The sequence below is a fragment of the Actinoplanes sp. NPDC004185 genome (assembly GCF_053603475.1).
The window spans coordinates 347064-364938 of the sequence record NZ_JBSGFR010000002.1 but is presented as its reverse complement, the minus strand read 5'-3'; the positions used below and the strand labels follow the sequence as shown (position 1 = coordinate 364938).

Here is a 17875-nt window from a genome sequence, read left to right as displayed (position 1 = left end):
TGTCGGTGCCGTGTCAGCGGGCCCGCGCACCCTGGGGGCATGACAGCTGATCTCGTGATCGAGGCCGAGGGCCTCGTCAAGCACTTCGGGTCGACGAAAGCCCTGCAGGGCGTCGACCTCGCCGTGCCCCGGGGGACCGTGCTCGGCGTCCTGGGACCCAACGGCGCGGGCAAGACCACCGCCGTCCGCATCCTCTCCACCCTGCTCACACCCGATGCCGGCCGCGCCCGGATCAGCGGCTTCGACGTCGTCCGCGACGCCGAGCGGGTCCGCCAGGTGATCGGCCTGACCGGCCAGTACGCCTCGGTCGACGAGGACCTGACCGGCCGGCAGAACCTCGAGCTCTTCGGCACGCTGCTCGACCTGGGCCGGGCCGGTGCCCGCCGGCGGGCCGCCGAGCTGCTCGACTGGTTCGACCTGACCGACGCCGCCGGCCGCCAGGCCAAGACCTATTCCGGTGGCATGCGGCGGCGCCTCGACCTGGCCGCGAGCCTGGTCGGCTCGCCCGACGTGATCTTCCTGGACGAGCCCACCACCGGGCTGGACCCGGCCAAGCGCGAGGACATGTGGGACGTGGTCCGCTCGCTGGTGGCAGCGGGCTCCACAGTGCTGCTCACCACGCAGTACCTGGAGGAGGCGGATGCGCTGGCCGACGCGATCACGGTGATCGACCACGGCCGGGTCATCGCGCACGACACCCCCGAAGGACTCAAGCGGGTGGTCGGCGGTCAGACCCTGGAGGTACGCCCGTCCGACGCCACGCAGCTCGACCTGACCGCCGCGATCCTCTCCGAGGTGTCCTCGGGAGCCCAGGCCGACGAGATCCGCAAGGGCATGCTTGCCGTGCCGGTCACCGACGACAGCGCGCTGACCGAAGCAGTCGCCCGGCTCGCCGCCGCGGGTGTGGCGGTCACCGAGCTCTCGCTGCACCTGCCGAGCCTCGACGAGGTCTTCTTCACCCTCACCGGGCGCACCGCCTCTGACGACGACACCACAACCACCACGATCAAGGAAGAGGTGGCGGTATGACCACGACCCTCAACGCCCCCCGGACCAGCCGCCCGGTCATGCCCGCGGCCGTGCAACCGCATCCGCGGCCGTTCCGGCTCGCGCGGCACTCCTTCGCGCTCGCCAAACGCAGCCTGATCAAGACAGCCCGGACGCCCGAGGCGCTCATCGACGTGACGCTGCAGCCGGTGCTGTTTTTGATCATCTTCGTGTACGTCTTCGGCGGCGCGGTCGCCGGTTCGACCCACGACTACCTGCAGTTCCTGCTGCCCGGCATCCTGGCCCAGACGATCGCGACCGGCTGCATCGCGATCGGCGTCAACCTCAACACCGACATCGCCAAGGGCATCTTCGACCGCTTCCGGTCGCTGCCGGTGCCCCGCTCGGCGCCACTGCTGGGCGCGGTCCTCGGCGACATCGTCCGGTACGTGATCGTCACGCTCTCCACGCTGGCGATCGGCTACGTGATGGGCTTCCGGATCACCACCGACCCGCTGAGCGCCGTCGCGGGCTGCGCGCTGGCCGTGCTCTTCGCGCTGTGCCTGAGCTGGCTGCCGGTGTTCGTGTCGATGAAGGTCCGTACCCCGGGCGCGGTCCAGGGCCTGATGTTCGCGCTGATCATGCCGCTGAGCTTCGCGTCCAACGTGTTCGTCGGGACCAGCACGCTGCCGGGCTGGATGCAGGGCTTCGTCGACGTGAACCCGCTGACCCACCTGGTCGGCGCGGTCCGGGGCCTGTTCCTCGGCTCGCCGATCGGCAACCACGTGTGGTGGACCCTCGCCTGGTGCGCCGGCTTCGTGGTGGTGTTCATGCCGCTGGCGCTGCGGGCGTACCGGAAGAAGGTCTAAGCCAGCAGGGCGGCCATGAGCTCGCGGATCCGTGAGCTCATGGCCGTCGCCGTTCGCGGCGCGATCGCGGCCAGCAGCTTCCGGCGGTCGGCCTCGCCGCCGAGGACCGCGTCCAGGCGACCGTCCTCCCCCGGCGGGAACAGGTTGCCGACGTTGGCGCCGATCCGCATCCCGAGGGTCCACAGATCGCGCGCGGTCGCGTCGTCCCGGCGGAAGGCCGCGAGCTCGGCCCCGCCCAATGCCCACACGCCGAGCAGCGGATTGTCGTGGACGGACAGGGTCTCGTCCCGGGCCAGCCGCAACAGTGCCGTCGCGTCGGCGTCGGCGTCCGGGGTCGGCCGCGCCTGCGCCACCCGTACGCGCAGCACCGCCACCGCGACCCGGCAGACGACCCGCATCTGCGGCGAACGGTCGGCGGAGGCCTCCACGGTCCGGCTGACCGCGTCGCCGTAGGCCAGGGCCTCGTCGTAGCGCTCACGCCGGCAGGCCAGGTGGGCCAGACCCAGGTACGCCTGGGCGGCGTCGTTGTCGTCGGCCTGGCCCGAGGTCGCCAGCGCCCGCAGGCGATGCTCGGCGTTGGGGTCGCCGGCCAGCGCCTGCTGCACATCCAGCAGTACCCGGATCGACCGGGCGTCCTGCGTCGCACCCACCAGCTCCATGTGCCGCACGCTGCGGCCCAGCCACTCGGCGGCCCGCGCGTCGCCGCGGGCGCTGATCCAGTGACCGGCGGCCTGGGCGGCCATCGCCATCCCCCAGTGGTCGCCGGCCACCTCGAACCGCTGGTACGCCAGCTCGGCGTCCTCGGCCGAGGCCTCCGCCATGCCCCCGTTCTCCCGCATCGCCGCCCGGATGAAGTACCCCAGCGCCTGCACGTACGGGTCGGAGTGGTCGATCAGCTCCACCGCACTCCGCAGGCCGCGCTCCGGGTTGTAGGAGTCGAAGGCCGGAAGCGCCGACGCCAGTACCCGCTGCCGCGGCGACACCTCGCCGGGACGTTCGGCCAGCAGGCGTTTGAGGACGCGACGGGCCAGCGCGATGAGCCGGGGCGGACCGGTGATGCCGGCGTTGATCCCGACGACCAGGCACAGCCAGGCCAGCCGGTCGGCGTCGGGCAACGGCCGCCCGGTGGACCGGCCGTGCATCAGGGCCGACCGGCGGCGGGCCGCGGGGTCGTGCAGGTTCAGCAGGTCGCCGGCCCAGGTGCTGACCTCGACGTGGAGCCCGCGGACGGTCCACACGTGAAAGAGCGCGGCGGCGATGTCGACGGCCGCCGGCTGGTCGTCGTGAGCCAGGGCGAAGCGCAGGCCGGCCAGCAGGTTCTCCTGCTCGGCGGCGCATTCGGCGAAGGCGTCGAGCTGCCCGGGGCCCACATAGCGCGAGGTCAGGCTGAGCGACCGGGCCCGGGCCCAGTCCGTCAGCCCGGCCGAGGCGGCCGGGGCGTCGGCGCCGAGCCGGGCCTCGCCGTACTCGCGGACCGTCTCGAGCATCCGGTAGCGCGGGTTGCCGCTCTCCGCGTCCAGGCTCACCAGTGACTGCTCGACGAGATCGGCCAGCGCCCGCCGGACGTCCGGGCGGCCGGCCACCGCGGCGGCGATCTCGGCGGTGAACGCGGCCGGGATGACCGCAAGGCGTTGCAGCAGCTCACGGGCGTCGGGACCGAGCAGCTCCCGGCTCCAGTCGACCATCGCCCACAGGCTGGCGTGCCGCTCGGGCAGGCCACGCAGAGCGTCGTCGAGCAGCGCGAACCGGTCGCTCAGCCCGGCGAGCACGTCGTCGATGGGCATGTGCCGCAGCCGGGCCGCCGCCAGCTCCAGAGCCAGCGGCAGGTTGTCCAGGTGGTGACAGAGGGCGAGCGCGCGGTCCCGGTCCCAGGCCGGTACGGCTCCGGCCGCCCGCGCCCGGGTCTCCAGCAGCCGCAGCGCCTCCTGGTCCGGCAACGCCGCCAGCCGGTGCACGACCTCACCCACGAGAGCGAGCGGCGCCCGGCTCGTGGCCAGCACCGCGACCTCCGGACCGGTGGCCGCGAGCAGATCGGCGACGACTGCCGCCGCGGCGTCCAGCACGTGCTCGCAGTTGTCGAGCACGATCAGCCCGTCGAGATCGGCGGCGACGGCCCGCAGGCGGTCCCGCGGGCTCAGCACCCGCCGCTCCAGCGTGATGCCGGGCGCGGCCGAAGTGTCCGCCCCGCCGAGTACGGCCAGCACGGCCGGCAGCACCTCGTCCGGGGCGCGCAGGCCGGCCAGCTCGACCACCCGGACCGGCCCGGCCGAGCGCCGGGCGACCTCAGCGGCGAGCCGGGTCTTGCCCGCCCCGCCGGTGGCCACGATCGTCACCAGCGGTGCCTCGGTCAGCGCGGCGGTCACGGCCAGCACCTCGGGCTCCCGCCCGACCAGCGCGGTCGCCGACCGCCGCCAGCCCCGCGGCAGCACGCTCACCGGCCGGCGGGGCGTCCCGGGGGGCGCCAGCTCACCACGCAGCAGGGCCAGATGGGCCTCGGCGAGCACCGGGGAGGGGTCCGCGCCGTACCGGTCGGCCAGCTCGGTGCGGAGCTGCTCGACCACCTCCAGCGCCTCGGCGTCCCGGCCCTGCGCGGCGAGCATCCTGACCAGCAGGGCAGCGGCCGGCTCGTCCGGCGGTGCCTGCCCGACCAGCCGCCGCAGGTCGGCCTCGTCGAACGCACCCGCGCCGGCCAGCGCGGCCTCGGCCCGCACCGCGGCCAGCTCGGCGAAGAGCCGGCCGTCCCCGGGGGCCGGGTCCGGAACCTCGGGGAACAAAGCCCGGGCCTGATCGGCCACGGCCCGCGCGGCCACCGCATCACCCGAGCTCAGCGCGGCCCGGGCCCGATCAACCAGCACGCGTACGGCGACAGCGTCTACCTGCACCCGGTCGGTCGGCACCCGGTAGCCACCGGCGACCGCGTCCACGGGCACCCCGAGCCGCCGTACCCGGGAGATCAGGGCCTGCAACGCCCCCGCCGCATCGTCGGGAGGATCGCCCTGCCAGACCGCCTCGACCAGCGCCACAGTGGAGACGACGCGTCCGCGGGCGCCGATCAGCTCCCGCAGCAGGGCGGCAAGCCGCTCACCCCGCACCGGCCGCCCGTCGACAGCCAGCGTCCCCAACGTCGTGATCGTGCTCTGCTTGATGGCCTCGCTCCGCTCGGCGGGGATTGCGCCCCACGAGGTCGTTGTCGAGGTCACCGAAAATGACTACGGCAAAGGGCCCCTGGTCATTTCGGCGCCCTCGACAACGACGGGCGCAATCCGACTTTGGTTGCGGTCAGGGGCCACCGGGTGCGGGCGGGCGTTTCGGGTGGGGTTCGATGCGGTCGGTGGTCCTTGCTAGAAAAAGGTTAGGCGTTTGCGGTTCTGGCCGTTGATCGTGGTGAAGTCCCCGCCGGCGGCGATGCGGCTCTGCGGGCGGTCCACCGCCAGGGCGCGGACGCCGATCACCCCGTTCGCCTGCGGGGCCCACGGGGTCAGGCCGCCCCGGCTGTCGATCGCCGCGAGTTTGACCCGGTTCACCGCGCCGTCCGTGCAGGCGCCCTGGTTGCCGTTGCGGTTGGTCAGGCAGGCCCGGTCGAAGTGGCCGCCCACGTAGACGATGCCGGCCAGCGTCGCGACCGCCACGGTGTCGCCGTCGAAGGTACGGGACCAGCGGACCGTGCCGCCGGCGGAGTAGGCGAGCACCTTCCCGCCCTGGCCGCCGGTGGCCGCGTAGACCCCGTTCGCGTCGGTGGCCAGCGCGTTGACCTGCGCCGGTGCGTTGGGCCGGAAGGCGCTGAACACCATGCCGCTGGTGGCCGAGAGCGCGGCGATCCGCAGCGTCCCGCTCGTCCCGTTGATCTTGTGGAAGGCGCCACCGGCGTAGAGCCGCGAGCCGGCCAGCGTCAGGGCGTGCACGGAGTCGTCGGCGCCGGCCCGCCAGCCGCGGTCGAGGCCGCCGCCGGTCAGGGAGAACGCGGCCAGGTTGGACCGCGTGATGCCGTCGATGGAGGTGAAGCTGCCGCCGACGTACAGCCGGCCGTGGCCGGCCGCGAGGGTGTACGGCGCCCCGGCCACCGAGTGCGAGAACGTGCCCACCTCGCCGGAGGTCGCGTCGATCCGGGCCAGCGCGTCGCGCCGCCAGCCGGAGACGCGGTGGAAGTCACCTCCGGCGTACACGGAGGTGCCACTGACGGCCAGTGCCCGGACGGTGGCGTCGGCGGCCGGTGACCAGTTCAGCAGCGCGCCGGACGACGCATCGAACGCCGCCAGCCGTTGCCGGTCGTAGGTGCGTCCGCCCCAGCCGACGCTGGTGAAGGAGCCGCCGACGTAGACGGTGCTGCCGCGGTACGCGACCGCGTACACGGAGCCGTTGAACAGCGGGGCCTTGCCGGGGCTGGCGCTGACCGCCCGTACCGGGGCCGCCCCGGAGGCGATGACGACGGCGGCAGCCGCGCCGACGGTCAGCAGACGACGGGAGGTGGTACGCAGCGAACTACGTACGAACTGGAAGAAACGCACACAGGCTTAACCGTCGCGGCTGGGCGAAAGTCGCGCCGCCGCGCCGTCGTGCTGCGCGCCACGCGGGGCCAGGTCGGTCAGCTGGAGCTTTTCGCCGGTGACGAGCTCGCCCTGGGCCGCCGGCCGGGTGCGCAGTCCGAGCATCGTCAGCCACTCGACGAGCTGCCGGTGCACGGCGTCGGGGCCGACCAGGTCGCCCTGGGTGATCTGCCACTCGGCCGGGTGCACCAGCATCGCCTCGGTCTGCCAGCCGCCCAGCCCGCCGTGCGAGCCGACGAGCTCCTCGAAGGCCGCCACCTCGTCGGTGACCGGGTCGACCGAGCTGATCAGCACCAGGTCGCCGATGTGCTCGGCCTCCTGGTGCCGCAGCAGGTCGGCCCGGGCATGCGGCCCGTACGGCAGCAGCGGGTCGACGCCCTCCACCGTGCCGTCGGCGAGCCGGTGACTGCCCGCGGCCCCGACGGCCACCGGCCCGCCGTCGTCCACGATCACCAGACCGACCCCCGGATGCCTGGTCAGCCCGGGGATGAGCTGCGGATACTCCCGATCGATGACGGCCCGGTCGACCCGCTGCGGGAACCGGGTCAGGTAGATCAGCGCCAGGTTGCCGGACGAGACGACGAGCAGCGGCGCGATCGGCGACGGCGGAAAGCCGGGCTCCGCGGTGGCCTCGGACTCGGCCGGGGTCGAGGGGGCGTCGGCCGGGCACGCGGAGAAGCGGGCGACCGCCTGCTTCAGCGTCTCCCCGTGCCGCTGACGGAAGGTGGCGCCCTGGCTCTGGCCGTGGTCGGAGAGCACGACGATCTGATACTTCCGGGCCGCCTCGGGCTCCAGCCGTTCGATCACGCCGAGCATCCGGTCCAGGCTTTCCAGCTGCCGCATCGATTCGGGGCGGGCCGGGCCGGCGTGGTGGGCCACCTCGTCGTAGTCGACCAGGTCGCAGTAGACGGCCGGGGCACCGCGGGCCATCTGCTCGGCGATCAGCGACACGTTGACGTCGCGCAGCAGCATCGAGGCGGGCCGCAGCGCCAGGAACGCGCCGGACCGGCTCACCCGGGGCTGCAGGTTGCGGCGGCGCTGGAGCCGGGCCTGGTGCAGCTCGGTGAAGACCTCGCCGACGCCGAGCACGAGCGCCCGGGTGAAGCCGAACGGGCTGGCCATGAAGGCGGCCCAGCCCCGGGCCGAGCGGCCGGGCAGCGCGGCGTGGCTGACGGTGAGCAGGCTGATCGTGGCGTCGCCGGAGAACGCGTTGCCGATGCTGACGCCGCCGTCGCGCAGCAGTCCCCGGCCGTCGGAGAGCCGCGGTTCGATGACCGCCGCGTCGCGGGGGCGGTTGGACACCATCAGCCGGCCGGTCGCCTTCTCGTACCAGCGGAAGGCCGGGATCTGCCGGGAGGCGCCGTGCAGGATGCCGGCCTGCGCCGCCGGGGTGGTCGACGGCAGGCCGGTGTGCCAGCCGCGCATGGCGTGGGTGCCGGTGCGCAGCCAGCATCCGATGGTGGGCAGGTTGCCGGCGCGTACGGCCCAGCGCAGCACCGGCTCGCTCACCCCGTCGAGCTGCACCATCAGCAGGCCGGGCTCGGTGCCCTGCTGCGGCCGGCGCAGGCTGAGCAGCCGGCCGCCGCCCTGCCGGGCCTGGCGCCGCCGGATGCCGCGCATGAGCCGGCGGGCCTCCTTGACGAAGGTGTCCTCGGTGCCGCTGTCGGCCATCCAGTCCAGGATCGCCGCGCAGACCACCGCCAGCAGCGCCGCGACGCCGACCGTGGGCCAGCCGCTGAGCCGCTTGGACGGGTCCAGCTCCAGGGCGACCGCCATCACGATCACCTGGGCGGTGACGCCGAGCAGCATGGCTCCCCAGCCGCCCAGCGCGACGACACCGGCGAGCAGCAGCGGGCGCAGCACCGCGCCGACGGCGGCGACCAGCAGCACCAGGCCGAGGGTGTCGATGACGTCCGTGCTGCGGACCCCGGGCATCAGCCACAGGGTGAAGGTGAGCACGACGAAAGTGGTGAGCGCGCTGCGGAAGACGGCCCGGGCCCGGTCGATGACCCGGGGCCAGGCGAACAGGGCGCGCAGTTCCGCCCGGCGGTTCCGGGCACCGGGAACCGGCACCGGATCCCGTGGGCTGCCCCCTGTGCTTACGGCCACCCGAAAACGATCGCACAAGGCGTGCGGCTGCGGTTCCCCACGTAGCGAACGCCACTCGCGCGGCGGGCGGAACCGGTCACCCGGCCGGCCCGTCGTACCGGACAGCGTCGACTTCCGTGGAGGACTCTGTGCGCGTCAAGACGGTTCTGCCCACCATGCTGCTGCTCGCCCTCACCGGCGGTTGCGCCGGCCAGCAAGCCGGCGGCACGCCGGAGCCGGCCGCCGCCACCTGGACCCCGCCGGCCAAGTACGGCTTCGTTCTCGACTCCCAGTGCGGCGAGCGGGCGCTCATCGGCCGGTTCCGGGTGACCGTGCAGGACGACAAGGTGGTCCGCACCGAGGGTCTCGACGACAGCGCGCGGCGGGCGCTCATGTTGCGCATCGCCGATCTGGTCCCGACGCTGCGGCAGCTGGAGGCCGAGGCGGAGGCAGCGCGCCGGGACGGCGCCGACGTGGTGGAGGTCGAGCGGGACAGCACTGATGGCCATCCCACCCGGATCAAGATCGACACATCCCGGGACGCCGTGGACGACGAGGCCTGCTACACGATCGAGGAGTACACGATCGGGTTAACGGGCGGCCCGGCGCCGTCGCCGTCGCGATAGGTTCGGGGCTCGGCGAGGGACTGGGGAGGCCCGCATGCGGGTCGTACCCGTCGTCCTGGCGGCAGCGCTGCTGCTGACCGGGGCCTGCGACTCGCCCGCGCCGGTGAAGCCGGCGCCATCGCCGGCCCCGGCCGGCCAGCGCGTCGTCGGTTACTTCACCGACTGGGGTGTCTACGGCCGCAACTTCCAGGTGCGCAACGTCGAGGCGAGCGGCGCGGCCGCCGGGCTCACCCATCTGGTGTACGCATTCGGCAAGGTCACCGACGGCGGCTGCCGCACCAGCGACAAGTGGGCCGACCACGAGAAGCCCATCGCGGCGGCGGACAGCGTCGACGGGGTGGCCGACGCCCCGGGTCAGGGCCTGCGCGGCAACTTCGGCCAGCTCCGCAAGCTCAAGGCCCGCCATCCCGGGCTCCGGGTGATCTGGTCGTTCGGCGGCTGGACCGGCTCGAAGGGCTTCACCGGGGCCGCCGCTGATCCGCGCGCGTTCGCCGAGTCCTGCCGGGCGTTGCTCACGGACTCCCGCTGGGCTGACGTCTTCGACGGCATCGACATCGACTGGGAATACCCCAACGCCTGCGGGCTGGTCTGCGACAAGAGCGGGCCGGGAGCCCTGGCCGGGCTGATCGGGGCACTGCGCGCGGAGCTGGGTCCGAAGGCGCTCATCACCGCGGCGGTGCCGGGTGACCCGGGCAAGCTGGCGGCCACCGACTACGCCGCGGCGGCACGCGATGCCGACTGGCTCAGCGCCATGACCTACGACTTCTTCGGCACCGGCGGCGGGCCGGGACCGACGGCGCCGCATTCGCCGCTCACCGCGTACCCGGGCATCCCGCGCGCCACCTCGACCACCGACGCCGCGATCAGCAAGCTGATCTCCCTGGGCATCCCGGCCCGGAAGGTGCTGCTGGGCGTGGGTTTCTACGGCCGTGGCTGGGCCGGGGTCAGCGTCGCGGCGCCGGGCGGCCGGGCGACCGGCCCGGCGCCGGGCAGCAACGAGAAGGGCATCGAGGACTACGCGGTGCTGCGCCGGACCTGCCCGCCGACCGGCACGGCCGGCGGGACGGCGTACGCGCTCTGCCGCGGCCAGTGGTGGAGCTACGACACCCCGGAGACCCTCAGGACCAAGATGGCGTACGCCCGCAGCCACGGCCTCGGCGGCGCGTTCGCCTGGGAGCTCTCCGGGGACACCGCGGACGCCCAGCTGGTCGGGGCGATGGCCGCCGGCCTGCGGGGCAGCTAGCCGATCCGCACCCAGACGTCGTCCAGCGTGCCCTGGAACTGGTCGTTGTCGGAGTAGGCACCCTTGCCGCCGATGCTCAGCGGACGGTCGTTGGCCACCGACAGGCCGGCCGCGATGGCCCGGTTCCCCCGGACCGCACCGTCCACGAGCACCGTCAGGGCGGTCGCCGTACGCCGGCACTCCACCACGTGCCACGTGCCGTCGGCGACCGAGACCGTGCTGGTCACGAGCTTGATGCCGGGGCGGGCGCCGACCAGCACACAGCTCGCCCGGCCGGCCGCTCCGTCCACCTGCAGCTTGTACTGGCTGCTGGTGGCCGAGTAGCCCTTCTGCACGACGTTCTGGCCCTTGCTGGTCTGGCTGGGCGACAGCAGCACCCTGGCGCCGTACGAGATCGGTCTGGTGCCCGGGTTGAGGTTCGCCGCGCTGGGGCTCTGCAGCGCGGCGTGCGGGCACCGCTTCTTGCCGGTGCACTTGCCCGGGAAGCGCAGCGCGTGGCCCTGGCCGCGCCGGACCATGCTCACGGTACCGCCGTTGCCGGTGATCAGCCTGAGGGTGTGGCCGTGCCCGGATTCGTCGGTGATCGAGGTGGCCCGGCCGCCGTCGAAGCCGTACCGCGCGACCAGGGTCCCCCCGGTGGCCGCCCTGCTCACCGTCGCCGCGTCCGCCGCGGTACGGGCCGCCGCCACCGTGGCGGAGGGCGTGCCGACCTGCTCATGGGCCGAGGCCGCGTCCGGCACGGAGCCGGCGAGCAGGCCGGCGAGAACCGCGGGGACGACGAGAGAACGAGATCGCATGTCCGAATTATTACTTGTGAACCATTTGCTGGGTCGGTCAACCGCCTACGACGGTCGGCCGATCATGGTGACTTTTCGGACTAATTCCGGCCCGTAACCGCAGACCGCCCCGGCCGTGAGCGGCCGGGGCGGGTCGTGGGCCTGGTCCGGCCGGACTGCTTTCAGCCGACGTGGACCGCGGCCTCGCCGGTCGGCAGGTCTTCCTTGCCGACCTTGATCAAGACCGCGGTGATGATGCCGGCGAGCAGGATCAGCCCGGCCGCCCAGGTGAACGCGTCGGCATAGCCGTCCACTTGCGCCTCCAGCTGCACCCGCTGCGAGGGCGGCTGCCCGGCGGTGAGGTGGCTCGCGATGTAGGCCGTGATGGCGCTGGTGGCGATCGTGTTCAGCAGGGCGGTGCCGAGTGAGCCGCCGACCTGCTGGGTCGCGTTCAGCGCCGCGCTGGCCGCGCCGGCGTCGTGGTCCGGCACGCCGACCAGCGCGAGGCTGGACAGCGGCACGAACGTGAAGCCCAGGCCCAGGCCGAGCAGCAGCTGCGCCGGCATCAGGTGGGCCCAGAAGGACGTGTCCAGGTCGATGAAGCGCAGCGAGATCATGCCGGCCGCGGCGAGCACCGGACCGATCAGCATCAGGACCTTCGGACCGATCCGGGGCAGCAGGTTCGACGCCACGGTGGCCGAGATCAGCACGCCGACCGTGGTCGGCAGCGAGGCGAAGCCCGCCTCCAGCGGGGTGTAGCCGAGCACGTTCTGCAGGAACAGCGTCAGGAACAGGAAGGCGCCGAACAGGCCCGCGCCGACCAGCATCGAGGTCAGGTAGGCGCCGCCGCGGTTGCGGTCGAGCACGATGCGCAGCGGGAGCAGCGGGTTCCGGCTGGACCGCTCGATCAGCACGAAGATCACCAGCAGCAGCAGGCCGGCGCCGAGGAAGCCCCACGTGGTGCCGGAGTCCCAGCCCTTGTCCGGCTTGGCCGCCTGGGTGAAGCCGTAGACCAGCGAGGTCAGGCCGAGGGTGACGACGATCGCGCCGGGCACGTCGTACGAGGTGTCGCCGTCGGACTTGCTCTCCGGCACCAGCGGGATCGCCAGGAACAGGGCCAGCAGCGCGATCGGGATGTTGACGAGCAGGCACCAGCGCCAGCTCGCGTACTCGGTCAGCACGCCGCCGAGCAGCAGACCGACCGCCGAGCCACCGCCGGCGATGGCGCCGTAGACCGCGAAGGCCTTGGCCCGCTCCCGGGCCTCGGTGAACAGCACGGTGAGCAGCGCCAGCGAGGCCGGGGCGAGCAGCGCGCCGAAGGCACCCTGCAGGGCCCGGGCGCCGAACAGCAGCGGACCCGTGGTGGCGAGGCCGCCGATCGCGGACGCGACCGCGAAGCCGACGGCACCGACCATGAACGTGCGCTTGCGGCCCCAGTAGTCGGCGATCCGGCCACCGAGCAGCAGCAGCCCGCCGAAGGCCAGCGTGTAGGCCGTGATGACCCACTGCTGGTCGGCCACGGTGATGCCCAGGTCGACCCGGGCGCTGGGCAGGGCGATGTTCACGATGGTGGCGTCGAGCACGACCATGAGCTGGGAGATGGCGATCACGCCGAGCGCGGCCCAGCGCCGGGGGTGCAGCGGGGGAGCGTGCTCCGGCCGCACGTCTGACGCTTCTGCGGCAGCGGACATCAGTCGATCCTTTCGCATATGCGGAGCCGGCCAGGACGCCGTCCCGGACCGGCCCGCACACCGACACTACTGAGATCCACTCCCCCGACAGGCTGCTGAGCTGGGAAATGAGACGCGACTCGCACCCTGCTCAGGAGGGTTTGGACTCCGCGGTGACCCCCGTGTCCGGCATCGCCTGCGGGAACGCGCTGTCCAGGGGCACCGCCCCCGCCGCCACCAGTCCGAGCTGGACGCCCTGCTTGGGGAGGACGGCGTCGAGCAGCCAGTCCGCGGCCACCCGCACCCTGTTGCCCGGCATCGACAGCAGGTGGTAGCCCCGGGTGACCACCTTGGCGGGGAAACCGGACAGCGGCACGCCGAGCGGGTTGGCCGCCGAGTCCAGCCCGCCGAGGTCCACCACGAAGCCGAGGTCGTGGTGCTTGTACGCGCGGCGCCGGCCCCGGCCGTACGAGGCGGCGATATTTTTCGCGACCATGGCGCCCTGCCGGGTGGCGTGCTGGGCGGTCATCCCGGTGATTTCCCCGGGCCGGGTCAGGTCGGGCACCGCCGCGGCGTCCCCGCAGGCGTAGACCTCCGGATGCCCCGGCACGTTGAGGAACTCGTCGACCACCAGGCGGCCGTGCGCGGTCGGCAGCCCGATGTCGGCGACCAGCGGGTCCGGGCGTACGCCGACACACCAGATCAGCGAGCGGGTCGGGACGAACGAGCCGTCGCTGAGCCGTACGCCGTTCTCGGTCGCCTGCTGGACCGAGCTCTTGAGCAGCACCTCGACGCCACGCTCGCGCAGCACCCGGTCGGCGGCGGTGGCCAGTCGGGTGTCGAGGCTGGGCAGCACCCGATCGGCCGTGTCGATCAGCAGCCAGCGGGGCCGGCCCTTGAGGTTGTCGCGGTGCCTGGTCAGCGCCTCGGTGAACAGCACTCCCTGGGCGGCCACCTCCGTACCGGTGTAGCCGGCGCCGACCACGACGAAGGTGGACCGGGCCGCCCGCTCGGCCTCGTCCGTGCTGTTGTCGGCCATCTCGATCTGCCGGGTGATGTGGTCGCGCAGGTACAGCGCCTCCGGGATGCCGCGGAAGCCGTGCGCGTACTCGGTGACGCCGGGCACCGGGAGCAGCTTGTTGACGCTGCCGGCGGCGATGACCAGCCGGTGGTAGCCGAGACTGCCCTTGCCGCCCTCGGGATCGGCGTAGGAGACCGTGCGGCCGTCGAAGTCGAAGCCGTCCACCTCGCCGAGGACCACCTTGACCCCGGGCAGGGTGGCGGCCAGCGAGACGGAGACCCGCCGCGGCTCCAGGATCCCGGCGGCCACCTCGGGCAGCAGCGGCAGGTAGAGGAAGTAGTCGGTGGGGTTGACGATGACGATCTCAGCGGCGCCGCGGGAGAGCTTGGACAGCGTGCGGGCGGCCTGGAAACCGGCGAAGCCGGCTCCCACGATGACGATCCGGGGTCGAGCCATGACGAGTCCTTCCGTGGGGACCTGTACCGGGTCCACGCTAGGCGACAGCTGTGGACCGCCACGGGGCGACGGTGGTGCGGCCGGCGTGGCGCAGCATCGCCCGGACCACCAGCGGGTGCACCAGCCGTACGACAGCGAGGTAGGCCCGGCCGGCGCGGGAGCGGGTCGCGGCCAGGGTCGCCACGGTGATCGTCGTGCCGCCGGCGTCCGGCTCGACCAGGACTCCGGCCCGGAAGTCCAGGTGGCCGGCGTCGGTGCCGAGCACGACCTCGCGCTCGTTGCGGGTGATGGTGTCGAAGGCCGAGGCGTCGCCCTGCTCGATGCCGAGGGGGGCGACCAGCCGATTGCGCAGGTGCAGCAGCGCGACCACGATCCGGGGCGGGTCGCGGAAGACCGCATCCGCCCAGTCCTGCGGGTCGGTGGTGGTGCCGGGTGGCACCCGCAGCGCGAAGGCGTCGGCCAGGTCGGGACGGTCGACCGAGCCGTGCAGCAGGGTCGCGGCGGCGGGAACCGGCACGCCGCGGACCCGGGTGCTCTCCATGCCGACGGCGAGCCGGGCCCGCCACGGGTAGCGCACCGGGTGGGCGACCGTGCCGGTCACGGCGCGTTCCGCATTGTCGAGCAGGTGCTCGATGACGGTGTCGTGGCAGACCCGGACCAGAGCCGGCCAGAGCAGGCGCATGCGGCCGACCGGCCGGGCGCTCAGCCGGTGCCGCAGCACGCAGGCGTGCGGGCCGTGCTGCTCCACCTCCAGGGTGTGGGTGCCGATCAGGCCGGTCCGCGGGTGGAAGGTGAGCTCGATCCGCCGGCCCGGCTCATAGCCGGTGACGTGATAGCGAACGGGACCGTGCCCACCGTCGGCGCCGACCGCGAGCGGCCGGTCGAACCGCACCGGAGCCCAGGCCGGCACGGGCCAGAGCGGGTCGTCGGCCGCGCCGATCCGGCCCACCAGCCGGCCCACCTCGGCCGCTCCGACCGGAAGCTCCCGCTCGTGGATGTTGTGCACCATGGCCGCCATCGTCGCCTCCATACGGTACCGTATGTTTTCCATACGCTACCGTACAGTGGTGAGTGAGCAACGCGTCAAGGGCAGTGCCCGAAGGCGGACGGCACCCCGGCTGACTGCCGACGACTGGACCTCGGCGGCCCTGGAGGCGATGGCCGGCGGCGGCCTCGCGGCGGTCGCGGTGGAGCCCCTCGCGGCCCGGCTCGGCGCCACCAAGGGCAGCTTCTACTGGCACTTCGCCAACCGGGACGCGTTGATCGAGGCGGCCGTGCTGCGGTGGGAGCGTGATCACACCGAGGCCGTCATCGGCCTGGTCGACGCCGAACCCGACCCGCTGGACCGGCTCCGGCTGCTCATCGGCCTCGTCCTGAACTCCACCGTGCGGCCGGAGGACGGTTCCATCGAGCTGGCGATGCTGGCCACCGCCGGCCACCCGCACGTCGCCCCGGTGCTCGCCCGGGTCACCGAGCGGCGGGTGGCGTACACCGCGGGCCTGTTCGCCGCGCTCGGCTGGCCGGCCGCGGAAGCCCGGCGCCGCGGACTGCTCGCGGTCACCGCGTACCTGGGTTACGCGCAGATGGCCCACGTCGCGTCCGGATCGCTGCCCCGGGAAGAGGCGGACCGGCGCCGCTACGTCGATCAGGTCGTCCGGCTGCTCACTGCGGCCGAGCAGCCGGAGACCCCAGCGGTCAGGCGCTCCTGACCATCACCGCCGACCGGTTGATCCCTTGAGGAACGGACCGTCGGCTGGGTAGAGACGCCGCCACTTCGGGTATGGGCAGGAGATGGCCCTGCCGATCGAGGACTACGCGATCATCGCCGACACCCAGACCGCCGCGCTGGTCGGGCGCAACGGCTCGATCGACTGGCTGTGCGTGCCCCGGTTCGACTCCGGCGCCATCTTCGCCGCCCTGCTGGGCAGCGAGGAGAACGGGCACTGGACGATCGCCCCGGCCGGCGAGGTCCGCTCGGTGCGGCGCCGCTACCGCAGCGAGACGCTGGTGCTGGAGACCGAGTTCGAGACCGACGAGGGTGTGGTCCGGCTCGTCGACTTCATGCCGCCACGCGGCGAGGCGCCGGACCTGATCCGCATCGTCGAGGGGGTCCGCGGGCAGGTGCCGATGACCATGCGGCTACGGCTGCGCTTCGACTACGGGCACGTGGTCCCCTGGGTCTACCGGGAGCAGGGTGACCTGGTCGCGGTGGCCGGGCCGGACGCGGTCTGGCTGCGTACGCCGGTCGAGACCCACGGTGAGAATCTGGCCACCCGCGCCGACTTCACCGTCGCGGCCGGCGACCGGACCCCGTTCGTGCTGACCTGGCGGCCCTCGCACCTGTCGCCGCCCGAGCCGGTCGACCCGGTCGAGGAGCTCGGCGCCACCGAGGGCTACTGGCGCGGCTGGGTCTCCGCCTGCACCTACGAGGGCGAGTGGCGCGACGCGGTGGTCCGGTCGCTGCTCACCCTCAAGGCGCTGACCTACGCGCCGACCGGCGGCATCGTCGCCGCCGCGACCACCTCGCTGCCCGAGAAGCTCGGCGGCGTCCGCAACTGGGACTACCGCTTCTGCTGGCTGCGCGACGCGACCATCACCCTGCAGTCGCTGCTCTACTCCGGCTTCCAGAGTGAGGCCAAGGCCTGGCGCAAATGGCTGCTGCGGGCGATCGCGGGCGATCCGGCCGAGCTCCAGATCATGTACGGCGTGGCCGGCGAACGCCGCCTCGACGAGTACCGCGCGGAATGGCTGACCGGTTACGACGGCAACCCGGTGCGGATCGGCAACGCGGCCGCCGAGCAGTTCCAGCTCGACGTGTACGGCGAGGTCATGGACGCGCTGCACCAGGGCCGGCGGGCCGGGCTCAAGGCCGACGACCCGGCCTGGGGACTCCAGGTCAAGCTGATGGACTTCGTACGGCAGCACTGGACCGAGCCGGACGAGGGCATCTGGGAGGTCCGTGGCGGCCCCAAACAGTTCGTGCACTCCAAGCTGATGGCCTGGGTGGCCGCCGACCGCGCGGTGAAGGCGGTCGAGGAGTTCGACCTGGACGGTCCGGTGGACGAATGGACCGAGCTGCGCGACGCCATCCGCGCCGACATCCTGCAGAAGGGCTACGACCCCGCGCGCCGCACGTTCACCCAGTTCTACGGCTCCGAGGAGCTGGACGCCGCCCTGCTCATGGTGCCGCTGGTCGGCTTCCTGCCGGCGGACGACGAGCGGGTCGCCGGCACGGTTGCGGCGATCGAGAAGCACCTGCTCAAGGACGGCTTCGTGCAGCGCTACACCCAGCACCCGGACACTGATGTGGACGGCCTGCCGCCGGGCGAGGGCGCGTTCCTGGCCTGCACGTTCTGGCTGGCCGACAACTACGCGCTGATGGGCCGGCACGACGAGGCGCGCGAGGTCTTCGAACGGTTGCTGGCGCTGCGCAACGACGTCGGACTGCTCTCCGAGGAGTACGACACCGAGGCCGGCCGGCTGGTCGGCAACTTCCCGCAGGCGTTCAGCCACGTGCCGCTGATCGACACCGCGCGGACCCTCACGGACGCGGTCGCGGCCACCGAGGCCCGCGCCCGCGAGGGTCGCCGGTAGG

At 73.1% G+C, this 17875-nt stretch carries 12 protein-coding genes and 2 pseudogenes; 7 read left to right on the top strand and 7 right to left on the bottom strand.

What is annotated here, in order from left to right:
* Positions 1 to 39 precede the first annotated feature (39 nt).
* Both ACWEOZ_RS03845 and ACWEOZ_RS03840 read left to right on the top strand, forming a co-directional pair.
* A complete protein-coding gene (locus ACWEOZ_RS03845; RefSeq protein WP_451909215.1) occupies positions 40 to 1029 on the top strand; it encodes an ATP-binding cassette domain-containing protein in 990 nt (329 codons plus the stop codon).
* A complete protein-coding gene (locus ACWEOZ_RS03840) occupies positions 1026 to 1856 on the top strand; it encodes an ABC transporter permease (protein ID WP_360815674.1) in 831 nt (276 codons plus the stop codon). Before ACWEOZ_RS03845 ends, ACWEOZ_RS03840 begins: the two co-directional genes overlap by 4 nt.
* Here the strand turns inward: ACWEOZ_RS03840 and ACWEOZ_RS03835 are convergent.
* From ACWEOZ_RS03835 to ACWEOZ_RS03825, 3 genes are all read right to left on the bottom strand, one after another.
* Complete coding sequence (locus ACWEOZ_RS03835; RefSeq protein WP_451909214.1) at positions 1853 to 5056, bottom strand: BTAD domain-containing putative transcriptional regulator; 3204 nt, start codon at positions 5054 to 5056, stop codon at positions 1853 to 1855. The two genes, ACWEOZ_RS03840 and ACWEOZ_RS03835, sit on opposite strands and share 4 nt — an antisense overlap.
* A gap of 141 nt (positions 5057 to 5197) precedes the next feature.
* On the bottom strand, positions 5198 to 6361 hold the full coding sequence (locus ACWEOZ_RS03830; RefSeq protein WP_451909213.1) for a hypothetical protein: 1164 nt from the start codon (positions 6359 to 6361) through the stop codon (positions 5198 to 5200).
* A 6-nt stretch (positions 6362 to 6367) separates the two neighbouring features.
* Positions 6368 to 8509: an alkaline phosphatase family protein gene (locus ACWEOZ_RS03825; RefSeq protein ID WP_451909212.1), complete on the bottom strand. Its 2142-nt coding sequence runs from the start codon at positions 8507 to 8509 to the stop codon at positions 6368 to 6370.
* 116 nt (positions 8510 to 8625) lie between these two features.
* Here ACWEOZ_RS03825 and ACWEOZ_RS03820 point away from each other — a divergent pair, with 116 nt between their 5' ends.
* The gene (locus tag ACWEOZ_RS03820) at positions 8626 to 9114 is read left to right on the top strand and encodes a DUF6174 domain-containing protein (protein WP_451909211.1); all 489 of its coding nucleotides are present in this window, start codon (positions 8626 to 8628) and stop codon (positions 9112 to 9114) included.
* Positions 9115 to 9214: 100 nt separating this feature from the next.
* Positions 9215 to 10357, top strand: a pseudogene (locus ACWEOZ_RS03815) (glycoside hydrolase family 18 protein); the annotation flags it as partial.
* Here the strand turns inward: ACWEOZ_RS03815 and ACWEOZ_RS03810 are convergent.
* The 4 genes from ACWEOZ_RS03810 to ACWEOZ_RS03795 form a co-directional block, all read right to left on the bottom strand.
* On the bottom strand, positions 10354 to 11154 hold the full coding sequence (locus tag ACWEOZ_RS03810; RefSeq protein ID WP_451909210.1) for a LamG-like jellyroll fold domain-containing protein: 801 nt from the start codon (positions 11152 to 11154) through the stop codon (positions 10354 to 10356). The pseudogene ACWEOZ_RS03815 and the gene ACWEOZ_RS03810 overlap by 4 nt on opposite strands.
* A 161-nt stretch (positions 11155 to 11315) precedes the next feature.
* Positions 11316 to 12842, bottom strand: a complete 1527-nt coding sequence (locus ACWEOZ_RS03805) for an MFS transporter (RefSeq protein WP_451909209.1) — start codon at positions 12840 to 12842, stop codon at positions 11316 to 11318.
* 112 nt (positions 12843 to 12954) lie between these two features.
* Positions 12955 to 14280: an NAD(P)/FAD-dependent oxidoreductase gene (locus ACWEOZ_RS03800; protein ID WP_451909208.1), complete on the bottom strand. Its 1326-nt coding sequence runs from the start codon at positions 14278 to 14280 to the stop codon at positions 12955 to 12957.
* 37 nt (positions 14281 to 14317) lie between these two features.
* Positions 14318 to 15310, bottom strand: a complete 993-nt coding sequence (locus ACWEOZ_RS03795; RefSeq protein ID WP_451909207.1) for a DUF2867 domain-containing protein — start codon at positions 15308 to 15310, stop codon at positions 14318 to 14320.
* Positions 15311 to 15347: 37 nt separating this feature from the next.
* Here ACWEOZ_RS03795 and ACWEOZ_RS03790 point away from each other — a divergent pair, with 37 nt between their 5' ends.
* The 3 genes and pseudogenes from ACWEOZ_RS03790 (at position 15348) to ACWEOZ_RS03780 (ending at position 17874) form a co-directional block, all read left to right on the top strand.
* The gene (locus ACWEOZ_RS03790) at positions 15348 to 15989 is read left to right on the top strand and encodes a TetR/AcrR family transcriptional regulator (protein WP_451909206.1); all 642 of its coding nucleotides are present in this window, start codon (positions 15348 to 15350) and stop codon (positions 15987 to 15989) included.
* A gap of 67 nt (positions 15990 to 16056) precedes the next feature.
* A pseudogene (locus tag ACWEOZ_RS03785) lies at positions 16057 to 16515 on the top strand (trehalase-like domain-containing protein); the annotation flags it as partial.
* Positions 16489 to 17874 (top strand): glycoside hydrolase family 15 protein, encoded by a 1386-nt coding sequence (locus ACWEOZ_RS03780; RefSeq protein WP_451909248.1) that lies wholly within the window; start codon positions 16489 to 16491, stop codon positions 17872 to 17874. The pseudogene ACWEOZ_RS03785 and the gene ACWEOZ_RS03780, both read left to right, overlap by 27 nt.
* The last annotated feature ends 1 nt before the right edge of the window (position 17875 follow it).

Excerpts from the sequence above, each read along its gene's own strand:
- ACWEOZ_RS03845 (WP_451909215.1), top strand. The coding sequence starts at position 40 with ATGACAGCTGATCTCGTGATCGAGGCCGAGGGCCTCGTCAAGCACTTC.
- ACWEOZ_RS03840 (WP_360815674.1), top strand. The coding sequence starts at position 1,026 with ATGACCACGACCCTCAACGCCCCCCGGACCAGCCGCCCGGTCATGCCC.
- ACWEOZ_RS03810 (WP_451909210.1), bottom strand. The coding sequence starts at position 11,154 with ATGCGATCTCGTTCTCTCGTCGTCCCCGCGGTTCTCGCCGGCCTGCTC.
- ACWEOZ_RS03805 (WP_451909209.1), bottom strand. The coding sequence starts at position 12,842 with ATGCGAAAGGATCGACTGATGTCCGCTGCCGCAGAAGCGTCAGACGTG.
- ACWEOZ_RS03800 (WP_451909208.1), bottom strand. The coding sequence starts at position 14,280 with ATGGCTCGACCCCGGATCGTCATCGTGGGAGCCGGCTTCGCCGGTTTC.
- ACWEOZ_RS03795 (WP_451909207.1), bottom strand. The coding sequence starts at position 15,310 with ATGGAGGCGACGATGGCGGCCATGGTGCACAACATCCACGAGCGGGAG.